Source organism: Microbacterium oryzae (assembly GCF_030406385.1).
In the GTDB taxonomy this organism is placed as follows: domain Bacteria; phylum Actinomycetota; class Actinomycetes; order Actinomycetales; family Microbacteriaceae; genus Microbacterium; species Microbacterium oryzae_A.
In genome coordinates, this window is record NZ_JAUEPM010000005.1 from 87,598 (window position 1) to 101,730 (window position 14,133).

At 71.2% G+C, this 14,133-nt stretch carries 16 protein-coding genes and 1 tRNA gene; 6 read left to right on the forward strand and 11 right to left on the reverse strand.

Features of this window, described 5'->3' with window-relative positions:
* The first annotated feature begins 234 nt into the window (after positions 1 to 234).
* A complete protein-coding gene (locus QWJ90_RS09220; protein ID WP_290107450.1) occupies positions 235 to 756 on the forward strand; it encodes a MarR family winged helix-turn-helix transcriptional regulator in 522 nt (173 codons plus the stop codon).
* A 93-nt stretch (positions 757 to 849) separates the two neighbouring features.
* Here QWJ90_RS09220 and rplA read toward each other — a convergent pair whose 3' ends face one another.
* The 5 genes from rplA to QWJ90_RS09245 form a co-directional block, all read right to left on the reverse strand.
* Complete coding sequence (rplA, locus tag QWJ90_RS09225; protein ID WP_156243062.1) at positions 850 to 1,542, reverse strand: 50S ribosomal protein L1; 693 nt, start codon at positions 1,540 to 1,542, stop codon at positions 850 to 852.
* Between the two features lie 14 nt (positions 1,543 to 1,556).
* Positions 1,557 to 1,988 carry a 50S ribosomal protein L11 gene (gene rplK, locus QWJ90_RS09230; RefSeq protein WP_156243061.1) on the reverse strand — a complete coding sequence of 144 codons (432 nt, stop codon included), beginning with the start codon at positions 1,986 to 1,988 and terminating at the stop codon, positions 1,557 to 1,559.
* A gap of 221 nt (positions 1,989 to 2,209) precedes the next feature.
* The gene (gene nusG / locus QWJ90_RS09235; protein WP_290107452.1) at positions 2,210 to 3,235 is read right to left on the reverse strand and encodes a transcription termination/antitermination protein NusG; all 1,026 of its coding nucleotides are present in this window, start codon (positions 3,233 to 3,235) and stop codon (positions 2,210 to 2,212) included.
* 98 nt (positions 3,236 to 3,333) lie between these two features.
* Positions 3,334 to 3,597 (reverse strand): preprotein translocase subunit SecE, encoded by a 264-nt coding sequence (gene secE / locus QWJ90_RS09240; protein WP_156243059.1) that lies wholly within the window; start codon positions 3,595 to 3,597, stop codon positions 3,334 to 3,336.
* Positions 3,598 to 3,632: 35 nt separating this feature from the next.
* A tRNA-Trp gene (locus tag QWJ90_RS09245) sits at positions 3,633 to 3,705 on the reverse strand.
* Positions 3,706 to 3,903: 198 nt separating this feature from the next.
* On the opposite strand from QWJ90_RS09245, the gene QWJ90_RS09250 reads away from it, so the two are divergent.
* Positions 3,904 to 4,821 carry a DUF808 domain-containing protein gene (locus tag QWJ90_RS09250; protein WP_290107453.1) on the forward strand — a complete coding sequence of 306 codons (918 nt, stop codon included), beginning with the start codon at positions 3,904 to 3,906 and terminating at the stop codon, positions 4,819 to 4,821.
* 74 nt (positions 4,822 to 4,895) lie between these two features.
* Positions 4,896 to 6,095 (forward strand): pyridoxal phosphate-dependent aminotransferase, encoded by a 1,200-nt coding sequence (locus QWJ90_RS09255; RefSeq protein ID WP_290107454.1) that lies wholly within the window; start codon positions 4,896 to 4,898, stop codon positions 6,093 to 6,095.
* A gap of 57 nt (positions 6,096 to 6,152) precedes the next feature.
* On the opposite strand, the gene QWJ90_RS09260 is transcribed toward QWJ90_RS09255, so the two are convergent.
* From QWJ90_RS09260 to QWJ90_RS09270, 3 genes are read right to left on the reverse strand one after another with little or no spacing between them, the layout of a single operon-like run.
* On the reverse strand, positions 6,153 to 7,289 hold the full coding sequence (locus QWJ90_RS09260; protein ID WP_290107456.1) for a UDP-N-acetylmuramate dehydrogenase: 1,137 nt from the start codon (positions 7,287 to 7,289) through the stop codon (positions 6,153 to 6,155).
* The gene (locus tag QWJ90_RS09265) at positions 7,286 to 7,690 is read right to left on the reverse strand and encodes a MaoC/PaaZ C-terminal domain-containing protein (RefSeq protein WP_290107458.1); all 405 of its coding nucleotides are present in this window, start codon (positions 7,688 to 7,690) and stop codon (positions 7,286 to 7,288) included. Before QWJ90_RS09265 ends, QWJ90_RS09260 begins: the two co-directional genes overlap by 4 nt.
* Entirely contained in the window at positions 7,683 to 8,141 is a 459-nt protein-coding gene (locus tag QWJ90_RS09270) for an FAS1-like dehydratase domain-containing protein (protein WP_290107461.1), read from the reverse strand. Before QWJ90_RS09270 ends, QWJ90_RS09265 begins: the two co-directional genes overlap by 8 nt.
* A gap of 269 nt (positions 8,142 to 8,410) precedes the next feature.
* Between QWJ90_RS09270 and QWJ90_RS09275 the strand changes: the two genes are divergently transcribed.
* Positions 8,411 to 8,896: an FBP domain-containing protein gene (locus QWJ90_RS09275; RefSeq protein ID WP_290107463.1), complete on the forward strand. Its 486-nt coding sequence runs from the start codon at positions 8,411 to 8,413 to the stop codon at positions 8,894 to 8,896.
* Between the two features lie 42 nt (positions 8,897 to 8,938).
* Here the strand turns inward: QWJ90_RS09275 and QWJ90_RS09280 are convergent, their stop codons facing one another.
* Together QWJ90_RS09280 and QWJ90_RS09285 are read right to left on the reverse strand one after the other, a co-directional pair.
* Positions 8,939 to 9,733: a sulfite exporter TauE/SafE family protein gene (locus tag QWJ90_RS09280; RefSeq protein ID WP_290107465.1), complete on the reverse strand. Its 795-nt coding sequence runs from the start codon at positions 9,731 to 9,733 to the stop codon at positions 8,939 to 8,941.
* Between the two features lie 134 nt (positions 9,734 to 9,867).
* Positions 9,868 to 10,476 carry a TetR/AcrR family transcriptional regulator C-terminal domain-containing protein gene (locus QWJ90_RS09285; protein WP_290107467.1) on the reverse strand — a complete coding sequence of 203 codons (609 nt, stop codon included), beginning with the start codon at positions 10,474 to 10,476 and terminating at the stop codon, positions 9,868 to 9,870.
* A 185-nt stretch (positions 10,477 to 10,661) separates the two neighbouring features.
* Here QWJ90_RS09285 and QWJ90_RS09290 point away from each other — a divergent pair, with 185 nt between their 5' ends.
* Together QWJ90_RS09290 and QWJ90_RS09295 are read left to right on the forward strand one after the other, a co-directional pair.
* Complete coding sequence (locus tag QWJ90_RS09290) at positions 10,662 to 11,903, forward strand: MFS transporter (protein ID WP_290107470.1); 1,242 nt, start codon at positions 10,662 to 10,664, stop codon at positions 11,901 to 11,903.
* A complete protein-coding gene (locus QWJ90_RS09295; RefSeq protein ID WP_290107472.1) occupies positions 11,900 to 13,504 on the forward strand; it encodes an amidohydrolase in 1,605 nt (534 codons plus the stop codon). The genes QWJ90_RS09290 and QWJ90_RS09295 overlap by 4 nt, the downstream gene beginning before the upstream one ends.
* Positions 13,505 to 13,507: 3 nt before the next feature.
* On the opposite strand, the gene QWJ90_RS09300 is transcribed toward QWJ90_RS09295, so the two are convergent.
* Complete coding sequence (locus tag QWJ90_RS09300) at positions 13,508 to 14,122, reverse strand: TetR/AcrR family transcriptional regulator (RefSeq protein WP_290107474.1); 615 nt, start codon at positions 14,120 to 14,122, stop codon at positions 13,508 to 13,510.
* Positions 14,123 to 14,133 lie beyond the last annotated feature (11 nt).

The window sequence follows — 14,133 nt, forward strand, 5'->3', positions numbered from 1 at the left end:
ACCAACGGAGACACGCCCCGCCGAACCCGACCCCCGTGTCTCACTCCACGCGGCCATCCGCCGACCAAACCCACACCAACTGAGACACGCCCCGCCGAACCCGACCCCCGTGTCTCACTCCGGGCGGCCATCCGCCGGTCGAACCCACACCAACTGAGACACGGCCGCTTCGACACCGCGCCGGATCGAACCGCCTTCCGGCAAGTGCTGAGCCCGATCCGCGAGAATGGGCTCATGACTGCGGATCTCGCGCCGAGCGCCTTCGAGCACTCCGGGCAGGCGACCTCCGGGGAGGCGCGCGCCGCCTCCTCCGAGCAGGCCGAGGCCATTCTGGCCGTCGAAGCCGAGTTCGGCGAGCTGATGACGAAGGTGCGCCGCATCACCAACGAGATGGCCGAGCGCGTCTCCCCCGGGCTCAACCCCGGCGCCTACAAGGTGTTCACCACCATCGTCCGCGATGGTCCGATCAAGGCGTCGGACATGACCGAGCGGATGGCTCTGGACAAGGGGCAGCTGAGCCGCACCCTGCGAGAGCTGCAGGATCTGGGGCTCATCGCCCGCACGCCCGACCCGGGCGACCGGCGCGCGAGCCTGCTCGAGGCGACGCCCTTCGGCGTCGAGCGCCTGACGGCTGCGCGCTCGGGCACCCAGACGCTGCTTCACAACAGCCTCCTCGCGTGGGACGTCGACCGCGTCCGTGATCTCGCCACGCTGCTGCGCGCGCTCACGGATGGCACCGCACCCGACCCGCGCTGACGCGCGCGGGCGCCGCTTCCCCGCACCCACGCCATCCCCCGGATACCAGGAAGGCCCCGTCCGATGGACGGGGCCTTCCTGGTGCAGCGCGTGTCAGACGATCGCGTTGACGTCCAGCGGGATGCCGGGACCGAAGGTGGTCGAGACGGCGCCCTTCTGGATGTAGCGACCCTTCGAGCTCGACGGCTTGAGGCGCACGATCTCCTCGAGCGCGGCGTCGATGTTCTCGTTGAGCTGCTCGGTCGAGAACGAGGCCTTGCCGACGACGAAGTGCACGTTGGCGTGCTTGTCGACGCGGAACTCGATCTTGCCGCCCTTGATCTCCTCGACGGCCTTCGCCGTGTTGGGGGTGACGGTGCCCGTCTTGGGGTTCGGCATCAGACCGCGGGGGCCGAGGACCTTGCCCAGACGACCGACCTGGCCCATGAGCTCCGGCACGGCCACGGCCGCGTCGAAGTCGGTCCAGCCGGCCGCGACCTTCTCGATGAGCTCGGCGCCACCGACCTCGTCGGCGCCCGCGGCGATGGCGGCCTCAGCCGCAGCGCCGTTGGCGAACACGATGACCCGGGCGGTCTTGCCGGTGCCGTGGGGCAGGATGACGGTGCCGCGCACCATCTGGTCCGCCTTGCGGGGGTCGACCGAGAGCTTCAGCGCGACCTCGACGGTCGAGTCGAACTTCTTCGAACCGGTCTCCTTGGCGAGGGCCACGGCCTCAGCAGGAGTGTAGAACTTGCCGGCCTCGATCTTCTCGACCGCGGCGGCGTATGCCTTGGACTTGGTAGTCATATCCGTTATCCCCCTCAGTCCTCGACCGTGATGCCCATGGAGCGGGCGGTGCCGGCGATGATCTTCGAGGCGGCCTCGAGGTCGTTCGCGTTCAGGTCGGGCTGCTTCGTCTTGGCGATCTCGACGACCTGGTCCTTGGTGAGCTTCGCGACCTTGACCGTGTGCGGCGTGGACGAGCCCTTCGCGACGCCAGCTGCCTTCTTGATCAGCTCAGCGGCCGGCGGGGTCTTCAGGATGAACGTGAAGCTGCGGTCCTCGTAGACGGTGATCTCCACGGGGATGACGTTGCCGCGCTGCGACTCGGTCGCGGCGTTGTACGCCTTGCAGAACTCCATGATGTTGACGCCGTGCTGACCCAGAGCGGGTCCGATCGGCGGCGCCGGGTTGGCTGCACCGGCGTTGATCTGAAGCTTGATCAGGCCGGTCACCTTCTTCTTCGGTGCCATTTCCTCTTCCTTTCATCGAACGGATGCCGGTTGCATCCGCTCTCCCGCACCTCGGATGGCCCGGGTGCGGTGGGATCCACGTCGCAAGACGCAAACCACACGAGTCTACCGCATCTCCCCCGTGCGGGCACGACGAAGCGGCCGCCCCGATGGGACGGCCGCTCGTCGTTCAGAAGCGCTGCATCGAGTCGCGTCGCGTATGGGTTTCGACTCGCGTCGCGTCAGAGCTTCGTGACCTGGTCGAACGAGAGCTCGACGGGCGTCTCCCGCTCGAAGAGCGACACGAGCACGGTGAGCTTGCCGCTCTCCGGCTTGATCTCGCTGATCGATCCGGGGAGGCCGGCGAACGAGCCCTCCTTGATGGTGATCGTCTCGCCGATCTCGAAGTCGACCTCCGCCGCGATGACGCGCGCGGGGGCCTGCTGGCCCTTCTTCGCGGCGCCCTTGCCGGACGCCTGCGCCTGCGCCTCCTTGAGCTCCGCGAGGGGCTTCAGCATGTTGAAGGCCTCTTCGAAGCGCAGCGGCGTCGGGTTGTGGGCGTTGCCCACGAAGCCGGTGACGCCCGGGGTGTGGCGCACGACCGACCAGGTGTCCTCGTTCAGCTCCATGCGCACGAGCACGTAGCCCGGGATGCGCACACGAGTGACCATCTTGCGCTGGCCGTTCTTGATCTCGACGACGTCCTCCATGGGGACCTCGACCTGGTAGATGTCGTCCTCGACCTCGAGCGTCGACTTGCGCTGCTCGATGTTGGCCTTCACCTTGCGCTCGAACCCGGCGTAGGAGTGGATGACGTACCACTTGCCCTCGAGCGAGCGGAGCTCGCGACGGAACGCCTCGTACGGGTCGTCGTCGTCGCCCTCTTCGTCGTCGCCCTCGCCCTCGGTGCCGTCGCCGAGCTCCGGGCCGTCGTAGGGAGCGACCTCGTCGGCGGCCGCAGCCTCGGCCTCGTCGGCCTCCTCCTCGGCGGCGTCCGTGAGGACCTCTGCCGCGGCCTCGACCTCGGCGGTCTCGTCGAGGTTCAGGGCGTCGTTGACGACAGCGTCGGCCTCCGGGTCGTCGATGTCGGGGGCGATGTCCTCGTTCGAGCCCTCGTCCTCGCCATCGATGTGCATGGCGGCGTGCTCGGCGGAAGCGCTCGCGCGCTCCTCGGCGGTGAGGACGCTGCCCTCCTGGGCCTCGTCCTCTTCGCTCGACTGCTCAGCAGCCGTCGCGAGGTCGACGTCGTCGGCGTACTTCTCAGACACGTGGTTTCTCTTCCGTTCCGGACGCCGGGAGGCGTCGCGCAGACTTGCTCTCCCCATTGTGACGCGGAGAGGGCGCGGCCGTCATCCGACCGGCTGGATCAGCTCGGAACGCCGAACACCACCGTCGTGACCCACGAGAACAGGTAGTCCAGCCCGTAGACCAGGGCCATCATGACCACCACGAACCCCAGGACCACGGAGGTGAACTTCAGCAGCTCCTTGCGCGTGGGCGTGACGACCTTGCGGAGCTCGGCGATCACCTGGCGGACGAAGAGGGCGATCCGGGCGAAGAACCCCGCCTTCTTGCCGTCAGCCGCGCCATTCGCCGCGACGATCTCGCCGCCGGAAGCGTCGTGGGCCATGGGTTACCTTTCGTGAGCCAGCTGTCGCTGACGCGCAGGGCGGACAGGAATCGAACCTGCAACCTGCGGTTTTGGAGACCGCTGCTCTGCCAATTGAGCTACCGCCCTAGAGGTCTCCCGACCTCGGCAACACCCCTCCGACCATCCGCCCTGCACGAGGCACAGCGGAAAAATGCAGACGAGCACTGCGCTCTCCAGCATAGGGCATGCCGCTCGGCACCGCGAACCGAGGCGTGTCGACGGCGACGGCGGATGGCCGCATCGGCCCGGTAGTGTTGCCACCCCACACCCTCCAGGAGGCACCTCATGTCCGTCGGTCTGCTCGCCGTCGTCGACGACATCCTCAGCGCGGCCCTGAAGGCCTCCTCGAAGGCGGCCGGCGTCGTCATCGACGACGCCGCCGTGACCCCGCAGTACGTGCAGGGCATCACGCCCGCGCGCGAGCTGCCGGTCGTCGCGAAGATCGCGCTCGGGTCGATCGCGAACAAGTTCATCGTGATCATCCCGGTCGCGCTGCTGCTGACGGCTTTCGCGCCGTGGGCGCTGCCGTACCTCCTCATCGCAGGCGGGGCCTTCCTCTGCTTCGAGGGTGCGGAGAAGGTGCTGGAGTGGTTCGGCATCGAACACGGCCACGCTGACGAGGACGCTCGCGACGAGAAGCGCCTGGTGCTCGGGGCCATCCGCACCGATCTCATCCTGTCGGCGGAGATCATGCTCATCTCGCTGTCGAACCTCGACCCCGACATGGGCATCTGGCTGACGCTGGGGACGCTCGCGGTGATCGCGCTCATCATGACCGGCGTCGTCTACGGGGTGGTCGCTCTCCTCGTGAAGATCGACGATGTCGGCCTGCGGATGGCCACGAGCGGCAACGCGCGCGTGCGCGGCACCGGCTCCGGCATCGTCCGCGCCATGCCCGCCGTCTTCCGCGTGATCAGCGTCATCGGCACCGTCGCGATGCTCTGGGTCGGCGGGCACCTCGTGCTGGCGAACCTCGCCGAGGTCGGCCTGCACGCCCCCCTGGACGTGCTGCACGGGATCGAGCACGTCCTGGAGCCCCTCGGCACGGTCGTCGTCTGGTTCGGCGACACGCTCGCATCGGCGATCGCCGGGCTCGCGGTCGGGCTCGTGATCGTCGGCGTGGTCCTCCTCATCGGCCGGATCATGGGGCGCCGCCCGAGCTTCACGGAAGGCGGCGAGTCGCCCGCTCACGTGCACGGCTGACCGCGGCCGCTCGCAGAATCACGGTCGGTGACGTCGCCGTGGTCGCGCCGTGGCGCTCCCACTACGCTGAGAGCGTGACCGACCGCGCCCCGCTCTCTCGCAAGCTCTCCGCCATCGCCGAATCCGCGACCCTCAAGGTCGACGCCAAGGCGAAGTCCCTCAAGGCGGAGGGGAAGCCCGTCATCTCCTACGCCGCCGGCGAGCCGGACTTCTCGACCCCGCAGTTCGTCGTCGACGCGGCCGCAGCCGCGCTGACCGACCCGGCGAACTTCCGCTACACCCCGGCAGCGGGTCTCCTCCCGTTGCGCGAGGCGATCGCCGCGAAGACGCTGCGCGATTCCGGCCTCGAGGCGTCCCCCGCTCAGATCGTCGTCACCAACGGCGGCAAGCAGGCCGTCTACCAGGCGTTCCAGGCGGTGGTGAACCCCGGCGACGAGGTGCTCCTGCCCGCTCCGTACTGGACGACGTACCCCGAGGCCATCCGCCTGGCCGACGGCGTGCCGGTGGAGGTCTTCGCCGGCGCCGATCAGGAGTACAAGGTCACCGTCGAGCAGCTCGAGGCCGCCCGTACCGAGCGCACCACCGTGCTCGTCTTCGTGTCGCCGTCGAACCCGACCGGCGCGGTCTACACGCTCGAGGAGACCGAGGCCATCGGCCAGTGGGCGCTCGAGCACGGCATCTGGGTGATCACCGACGAGATCTACCAGAACCTCGTCTACGAGGGCGCCCGCGCGGTCTCGATCGTCGAGGCCGTCCCGGAGCTCGCGAACCAGACGCTCCTCCTCAACGGCGTCGCCAAGACGTACGCCATGACCGGCTGGCGCGTGGGCTGGATGGTCGGGCCCGCCGACGCGATCAAGCTCGCCGCGAACCTGCAGTCGCACCTGACGAGCAATGTCAACAACATCGCGCAGCGCGCGGCGATCGCGGCGCTCAGCGGCCCGCAGACCGAGGTGGAGGAGTTCCGCACCGCGTTCGACCGTCGTCGCCGCCTCATCGTCTCGGAGCTGTCGAAGATCGAGGGGGTGACGGTGCCGAACCCGCTCGGCGCGTTCTACGCCTACCCGGATGTCCGGGGTCTCCTCGGCCGGGAATGGCGCGGTCGCCGCGTCGAGACGTCGCTCGAGCTCGCCGACCTCATCCTCGACGAGGTCGAGGTCGCCGTCGTCCCGGGCGAGGCCTTCGGCCCGAGCGGCTACCTGCGGCTCTCGTACGCGCTCGGCGACGACCAGCTGCTCGAGGGCATCCAGCGCATGCAGGAGCTCTTCGCCTGAGTCCGGATGCGCGACAGGGGCCGCCGTCCGAGGACCGCGGCCCCTGTCGCGTCTTCGCTAGAGCTCGACGCCGACGAGCACGGGCTCCGGCTGCAGCACGATGCCGAACTCCGCCGCGACGCGGCTCTGGATGAAGCGCGCGAGCTCCCCCACCTCGCCGCCCGTGGCTCCGCCGCGGTTGGTCAGGGCGAGCGCGTGCTTGGTGGAGACGCCGGCGCGCGAGCGCGGCAGGCGGAAGCCCTTCTCGATGCCGGCGTGCTCGATGAGCCACGCGGCCGGCACCTTCACGTCGGCACGTGACGACTCGATGGGCGGCAGCGCGCCATCGTAGGCGGCGAGCGGGATGACGACGACCGGGTCGAGGTCGGGCTCGACCGGCCACCGCGGGCACTCGGGCGGCAGCGTGCGGGCGACGGCCTCCGGGAGGATCGGGTTCTGGAAGAACGACCCCGCGCTGTGCGTGTCGGGGTCGGGACCCTCGAGCACCATGCCCTTGGCAGCGCGGATGGCCAGCACGTGCTCGCGGATCCACGAGAGCGACACCTCGGCGCCGTCCGCGACGCCGAGGGCGCCGCGCAGCCGCGCGTCGTGAAGCGGCCGCGGACCGGTGCCGACGCTCTCGAGCTCGAGGGTCAGCGAGAGGATGACCGCCTCGCGCTCGGGCGCCGAGTCGTAGTGGCGCTTCAGCACGGATGTCCGCGGGCCGAGTCCGAGGTCCGCGGCGGGGACGGTCGAGACCTCGCCGGTCGCCTCGTCGATGAGTTCGACCTCGACGAGCGTCTGCACGATCTCCTGGCCGTACGCGCCGACGTTCTGAATGGGCGCGGCGCCGGTCGTGCCGGGGATCCCCGACATCGCCTCGATGCCGGCGAGCCCGTGGGCGACGGCGTACGCGACGAGCTCGTCCCAGTTCTGCCCCGCCTCGACGCGCAGCCGCACGAAGCCATCGCGAGCCCCGTCGACGACCTGGAAACCGCTGGTCAGGATGCGGATCACGGTGCCGGGGAACGGCTCGTCACCGACGAGCAGATTGGATCCGCCGCCCAGCACCATCCACTCGTCGTCGTCGCTCCAGACGTCCCGAAGCGCGGAGACGAGCTCCTCTCGGGTGCGGGCCTCCACCATCCGCTCGGGTGCGGCGCCGACCCGCAGCGTCGTGAGCTGCGAGAACGGGATCGGAGAGACCTCGCTCATGCGACCCGCACGCGCACCTGCGCCTTGCCGAGCACCGTGGTGTCGGCATGCGTGACGGTGAGGTCGATGCGGGCGACGTCGTCGGTCAGCTGGCCGACCTTGGCGACCACGGAGACGTCGGCGCCCGTCTCGGCATCGACGACCACGGGGCGCGTGAAGCGGACGCCGTACTCGAGGATGCGGCCCGAGTCGCCGAGCCACTCGGCGATCGTGCCGACGGCGAGCCCCATGGTGAGCATCCCGTGCGCGAGGACGCCGGGGAGCCCGACCGAGACCGCCACATCGTCGCGGTAGTGGATGGGGTTGAAGTCGCCGGATGCCCCGGCGTACCGCACGAGGGACTCGCGCGTGAGGTGCACGCTGCGCTCGGCGACGACGTCGCCCACGGTCAGGTCAGACATTCGCGGTGTCCTCTCCCCCGACGAGCAGCACGGATGTGGCGGTCACGACGTGGGCTCCGGTGCTGTCGATGATCTCGGCGTCGCTCGTGATCATGGCGTTCGCGCCGACCGAGCGGATGCCCGTGACGGTGAGGCGGGCGGTGAGCTCGTCGCCCGCGACGATCGGGCGGGTGTAGCGGAACCGCTGCTCGGCGTGGATGGTGCGCTCGAGCGCGATGCCGCTGTCGGGCTCGCCGAGCAGCTGCTGCAGGGTGTGATCCTGGACGACCATCGCGAAGGTCGGCGGCGCCACCACGTCGGCGTAGCCGAGGGCGCGCGCGGCCTCGGGGTCGGTGTGCTGCGGCGCGTCGGCGAAGACGGCGCGCGCGAACTCGCGCACCTTCTCGCGACCCACCAGGTACGGGGGTGTCGGCGGGAACTCGCGGCCGACCAATTCGGGGTTCACAGGCACCGGGCCATCCTAACGACGGCGGCCTGGACGCCGTCGGCGCGAAGTTAGACTGGCGCGCATGTCCCTTCCGGCGAGCCCGCGTCGCGGGCGTGAGGAGGTCGCCGACGCCACCCGCGTCGGCGGCAGAGGCTGAGCGCGCTCGCCCCTCGCGAGCACCCTGTCCGGCGCCCGGCGCGCCCTCTTCTCCTGCGTCTCCGACGCCTCCTCCGCGACCGCCCTCGCGGCCGCTTCCGCCTGCCGGCGCAGCCCCGGCCATCCGAACGGACATCATGACCCCGATCACCGAGCGCGACATCCGCGCCGCCTTCGTCAACGCCTCCCGCAAGGAGGTCGCCGACCTCACCCTGCCCGTCGACTTCGCCGAGCGCGACTTCGACCGCCTCGACTACCTCGGCTGGGCCGACCCCAAGCTGCCGCGCCGCGCGTACGTCGTGGTCGAGCTCGCCGACTCGCCGGTGGCGGTCCTCCTGCGCCAGGCCGAGCCGCGCGTCGGTGCTCGAGCCATGTGCTCGTGGTGCGACGACGTGACGCTCGCCAACGACGTGCAGTTCTTCTCCGCGCGCAAGGCCGGGCCGGCCGGCCGCAAGGGCGACACCATCGGCACCCTCGTGTGCGCTAATTTCGCCTGCTCGGCGGCCGTGCGGAAGCTCCCGCCGCTCGCCTACGAGGGCTTCGACCGCGAAGCCGCGCGCGACGAGCGCATCCGCCGGCTCGGCGAGCACGTGCGCGCGTTCGTCCGCGAGCTGGGCGCGTGAGCTGACGCGGCGGGGCGCCCCGACGCCCCGCCGCGCCTGCCCTCAGCTGGTGCGGCGCGACGCGCGGATGGCGCGCTGCGTCATCTGCGCGATGATCACGACGAGGAACACGGCGAAGAGGATGTTCCCCAGCCGCGGGTCGACGAGGTTCGCGACCCATGTGCCGAGCGGCGCCGTGGCGCAGGCTGTGAGGCCGACGCCGAGCGCGGCGGGAACGTCGACGTTGCGCTTTCGGATGTTCGCCACCGTGCCCGACAGCGCCGTCGGAATCATCATGAGCAGCGAGGTGCCCTTGGCGACGAGGTCGCTCATGCCGAACAGCAGCATGAGCACCGGAACGACGATGATGCCGCCGCCCACGCCGATGAGGCCCGACGCGATGCCCGTGATGAGCCCGAGGGCCACGAGCCCGATGCCGCTGACGAGGTGCAGCTGCAGCTCGGCGTCCCGCGAGGGGACGATGAGGAAGAGGCTGATCATCACCACGACGAGGAAGCCCACGAAGATCCAGCGGAGCACCGACTCCGACAGCACGTGCAGCAGCCGCACGCCGATCTGCGCCCCGACGACCGCGCCCGCCGCGATGAGTAGCGCCGCGACCCAGTCGACATCGCCGTGCAGGGCGTAGGCGATCACCCCGACCGCGGCGGTGGGCATGATCGACGCCGCGGAGGTTCCTGCGCTCAGCCGCTGCGAGAACGACACCAGGAGGATGAGGAGCGGCACGATGACGGTGCCGCCGCCGACGCCGAAGAGGCCGGACAGGAATCCCGACAGTGCCCCGATGAGGATGAACGACCCGATCGCGCGGTAACCCGCCGGGCGCTCCCCCGTCACGACCGAGATCCCGGGGCGGAGCAGGTGGTGCAGCAGGTCATCCCTTCACGGTATCGCGGCGGACGGTCGTGACCGGGCGCGTCGCGCACTTCGCCGGTCGGCCGGGGCCGCGCGGGGCCCGACGCACGCGAGGCTCAGGCGCCGGCCGCGAGGCGCGCGCGCAGCGAGTCGAGCAGGATGGCCGACCCGAGTTCGAAGGTGCGGTCGGCACGCTCGGCACCTCCGGCGGCGCCGTGCAGCACCCGTCCGAGCGTGCGCGTCTCCTCGGATGGCTGCCACACGTCGTCGGGAGACGCCAGGTCGAGTCCGAAGCCGATGGCGAAGGCGTCGATCACCGCGATGACCGTGAGGATCTCCGACTCGGGGAAGCCCGCGTCGACGAGCACCGTGGCGAGGTCGTCGTACGCCGCGATCACACCCGGATGGGTGATCGTCTTCCCGACGAGGAGCGGCACGAGGAGCGGATGGTCCGCATACATGCGCCGGTGGCTGCGCAGGACCGCGAGCACCACCTCGTCCCACGACCCGCCCCCCGGATGCACGCGGTACGACTGGACCAGGCGACCTCGCATGAGCTCGACGATCTCGTCCATGCCGTCGACGTGGTTGTACAGCGACGACGGGCGCACGCCGAGGTGCCGCGCGATGGCGTTGACGCCGAACGGCTTCCCCGCCCGCGCGAGGGCGAGGCCGGCGTCGCCGATGATCTCCGGAGACAGCAGCGGGGCCGACGGTCTGGCCATGGAGTTCTCCCGATTCTCAGCTGATCGAAACAGAGCCGTCACGCGAAGTCTTCCGCACGTCGCCCCTCCCGTGCATAATAACGAGCACCATTCGTTTACGAACACCATTCGTTTGATGGTCGCGGGCTACCCGACCCGCTCCGATGATCGTCTGCGCACGCCGTCGTGCCCGACCTGGAGACCTCATGACATCGCTCGACCTCAGCAGCCGCGTACCGCTCCGACTGCCCTCCGCCACGGCGACCTTCGCCATCGGCATCGCCGGCTATCTCGGTGTGAACCTGTCGCCCTACATGATCACCGCCGCCCAGATCGGTCTCGGGCTCGACGTGCTCGCGGCGAGCTGGCTCGTCACCGCGACGCTTCTGCTCACGGCCGTCACCGGGCTCGCGATCGCGCCGCTGTGCGCGGGCGCCCACCGACGCACGGTCGCCCGCGCGGGGCTCGTGCTCGCATTCCTCGGCTTCACCACCGCAGGTCTCGTGCCCGCGCTGCTCGTTGTCGGCCTGCTGGCAGGCGGCATCGGCGCTGGCGGAGCGGTGGCCGCCTCCGGAGCTGCGCTCGCGGCCTTCCGCAACCCCGACCGGGTCGCGGGCTTCAACGGTCTGGCCAACCGCGGCGTCATCACCGTGGTCCTCGCGGCCGTGCCCCTCATCGGCCTCGCCCCCATCGACGTCTTCGGCGCGCTGGCACTGTTCGCTCTCATCGGGCTCGCGGTGTCGATGTGGCTGCCCGGCGCGCCGGTGGTCGACCCGCAGGCGGGCGCCGCCGTGGGCGAGGCGATGCCCATCGAGATCCCCCCGACGGGCACCGTCCGCACCGCCGCCCCCGGGACGCGCAGCGTCACCACCGCCGGGCTCGGGCTCCTCGTCACGTTCGCGCTCTGGGCCGCGAGCGAGGACTCGCTCTGGGCCATGGCCGGCGTGATGGGCGCCGACCGGACCGGCCTCACGGCCGAAGGCCTCGGTGTCGCACTCAGCGCCGCCACCGCGGGTGGCCTCCTCGGCTCGCTCGGGCTCATGATCGTCGGCAACCGACTCGGCCGAGCCGTGCCGCTCGTCGTCCTGCTCGTGGCGGGCGGCGTCCTGAAGCTCGCGGAGGGCTTCGTCACGGACTCGACGATCTTCATCATCGTCTTCGTCGCCTGGAACACCGTCTACGCGGTCGGCTTCATGTACTTCGTCTCGACGTCGGCCGCCCTCGATGCGGATGGCCGTTGGTCCGGTCCGCTGCTCGCGGTCTACCTCGTGGGATCGGCCCTCACGCCCGTGATCGGCGCCGGCCTGGTGTCCGCCCTCGGCTACCAGGGCTTCGCGATCACGCTCGGCGTCGCGAGCTTCGTCCTCGCGATCCCCGCGGGCGCCATCGCCCTGCTCTCCTCTCGGCGCGAACGCGCCGTCGCCGCCATCTCGGAGCTCGCACGATGACCCGCACGCTGTACCGCAACGCCCGCCTCTTCACCGCGGACGACCCCGCCTGGGCCGAGGCCCTCGTCGTCGACGGCGACTCGATCGCCTACGTCGGCGATACGGCCACGGCGCCGACGGCCGACGAGGAGGTGGATCTCGACGGACGCCTCGTGCTGCCGGGTTTCGTCGACGCGCACACGCACCTGCTCATGATGGGCGACGCCCTCGGGCAGGTCGGCCTCACCGACGCGCGCACCCTCGCCGACATCCAGCGGCTGCTCGCCGAGGCACGTGCGGCGGATCCCGACGCTCCCGTGCTGCGCGGGCGCGGATGGCTGTTCGACGCGATCCCGGATGGCGCGCCGACCGCGGCCATGATCGACGAGGTCGTCGCCGACGTTCCGGTGTACCTCGACGCGAACGACTACCACTCGTGCTGGGTGAACAGCGCGGCGCTGGCCGAGCTGGGGATCACCCGTGACACCCCGGACCCCCACGGCGGGCGCATCGAGCGCGACGCCGACGGAGAGGCCGTCGGCATCCTCTACGAGACCGCGGCGCAGCAGTACGCCTGGGCGCACCGCGACGCCACGACCACCGACGCGCAGCGCGATGCCGCGGTCGAGCGGGTCATCGAGGCGTACCTCGCCGCCGGCGTCACCGCCGTCGTCGACATGGCCTTCGACGACTTCGGCCTCGCCGCGTTCCGGCGTGCGGCCGAGCGACGCGGAGGCGCGCTGCCCCTCCGCGTCGCCGTGCACTGGTTCGTGCCCAACACCGGGGACGACGAGGAGAACCTCGCCCGGGTCGCGCGGGCGGCCGATCTCGCAGCGGAGGTCGCCTCGCCCTGGCTCCGGGTGATCGGGATCAAGCTCGTCCTCGACGGGACGATCGACGCCTGCACGGCGGCGATGGGCCATCCGTACGCCGACGGCTCGAACGCCGAGCCGATCTGGCCCGCCGATCGCCTCGCGACCGTGGTCGCGGCGGCGGACGCGTCGGGCCTGCAGATCGCCATGCACGCGATCGGCGACCGCGCGAGCACGATGGCGCTCGACGCGATCGAGCACGCCATCTCCGTCAACGGCGAGCGCGACCGGCGCCACCGCATCGAGCACCTCGAGTACGCCGCGCCGGGCACCCCCGAGCGGATGGCCCGGCTGGGCGTGACGGCGTCGATGCAGCCCGTCCACAGCGACCCGGCGATCTTCGCGAACTGGGCGGCCCAGCTGGACGACGAGCGCGTGGACCGTGCGTTCCCGTGGCCGGAGTACGAGAAGGCCGGCGCACTGCTCGCCTTCTCGACCGACGCGCCCACCGCCCCGTACCCCGCGCTCGCCAACATGTACGTCGCGACGACGCGGGCCTCGGCGCTCGACCCCGCGCAGGCTGCCGTGCACCCGCAGCACGCCGTGCCACTCGAGCGCGCGATCGCGCACGCCACGCGGGACGCCGCGGCGTCGGTGGGCGACGGCGGATGGCGCGGGCGACTCGCGCAGGGATGCGCGGCCGACTTCGCGGTCGTCGACGTCGACCCGTTCGAGAGCGGCGCCGACGCGCTCCTCGCCGCGCGCGTGGTGCGCACGGTCGTAGCGGGACGCACCCAGTACGAGGGCTGAGCCTCAGCGCGCGCCGCCGAGCATCCCCTCGGCGGCGCGCAGCATGAGCGCCGAGCGCTCCGACGCCTCGCCCCAGCGGACGAGGGCCTGCGCGTTGAGACCGTCGATCATCCCCAGCAGCTGCCACGCGGCGGCCGCCGGATCGTCGACGCGGAAGACCCCGGCGCGCACGCCGGCCTCGACGATGCCCGCGAGGAGCCTCGCCCAGGCGTCCATCTCGTCACGCACGGCGGCCGCGAGCGGCTCGCTCCGGCGCCCGAGCGCCCACGCCTCGACCCATACCGCGGTCACGTCGTCGCGCGTCCCCGCGAGGAGGGTCTGGATGAGCTCGACCAGCGCCGCGCGCGGCTCGCGATCGTCGACGAGCGCGGCCATCTCGTCGAGCTCCTCCCGCACGATGGCGGCGAACGTCTCGGCGACGAGCTCCTCCATCGACGGCGCGTAGTGCGCGACCAGCGCGGGCGCGACCCCCGCCTTCGCGGCCACCGCACGCAGCGTCACGGCGCCCAGCCCGTCGGCGAGCGCGGTGGCTCGGGCGGCGCGCCGGATGGCCGCGCGGCGCTCGGCGGGCGCGAGCCGCGCCGCCCGGCGGCGCGGGACAGCGGCTTCGCTTGACATGTCCTCACCCT

Bases quoted from the DNA above. Each gene is read 5' to 3' on its own strand.
- secE (WP_156243059.1), bottom strand. From the start codon at position 3,597: ATGGCCCACGACGCTTCCGGCGGCGAGATCGTCGCGGCGAATGGCGCG.
- QWJ90_RS09265 (WP_290107458.1), bottom strand. From the start codon at position 7,690: ATGTCTGACCTGACCGTGGGCGACGTCGTCGCCGAGCGCAGCGTGCAC.
- QWJ90_RS09300 (WP_290107474.1), bottom strand. From the start codon at position 14,122: ATGTCAAGCGAAGCCGCTGTCCCGCGCCGCCGGGCGGCGCGGCTCGCG.
- QWJ90_RS09295 (WP_290107472.1), top strand. From the start codon at position 11,900: ATGACCCGCACGCTGTACCGCAACGCCCGCCTCTTCACCGCGGACGAC.
- QWJ90_RS09260 (WP_290107456.1), bottom strand. From the start codon at position 7,289: ATGAGCGAGGTCTCTCCGATCCCGTTCTCGCAGCTCACGACGCTGCGG.
- QWJ90_RS09290 (WP_290107470.1), top strand. From the start codon at position 10,662: ATGACATCGCTCGACCTCAGCAGCCGCGTACCGCTCCGACTGCCCTCC.
- QWJ90_RS09250 (WP_290107453.1), top strand. From the start codon at position 3,904: ATGTCCGTCGGTCTGCTCGCCGTCGTCGACGACATCCTCAGCGCGGCC.
- rplK (WP_156243061.1), bottom strand. From the start codon at position 1,988: ATGGCACCGAAGAAGAAGGTGACCGGCCTGATCAAGCTTCAGATCAAC.
- QWJ90_RS09275 (WP_290107463.1), top strand. From the start codon at position 8,411: ATGACCCCGATCACCGAGCGCGACATCCGCGCCGCCTTCGTCAACGCC.
- QWJ90_RS09285 (WP_290107467.1), bottom strand. From the start codon at position 10,476: ATGGCCAGACCGTCGGCCCCGCTGCTGTCTCCGGAGATCATCGGCGAC.
- QWJ90_RS09220 (WP_290107450.1), top strand. From the start codon at position 235: ATGACTGCGGATCTCGCGCCGAGCGCCTTCGAGCACTCCGGGCAGGCG.
- rplA (WP_156243062.1), bottom strand. From the start codon at position 1,542: ATGACTACCAAGTCCAAGGCATACGCCGCCGCGGTCGAGAAGATCGAG.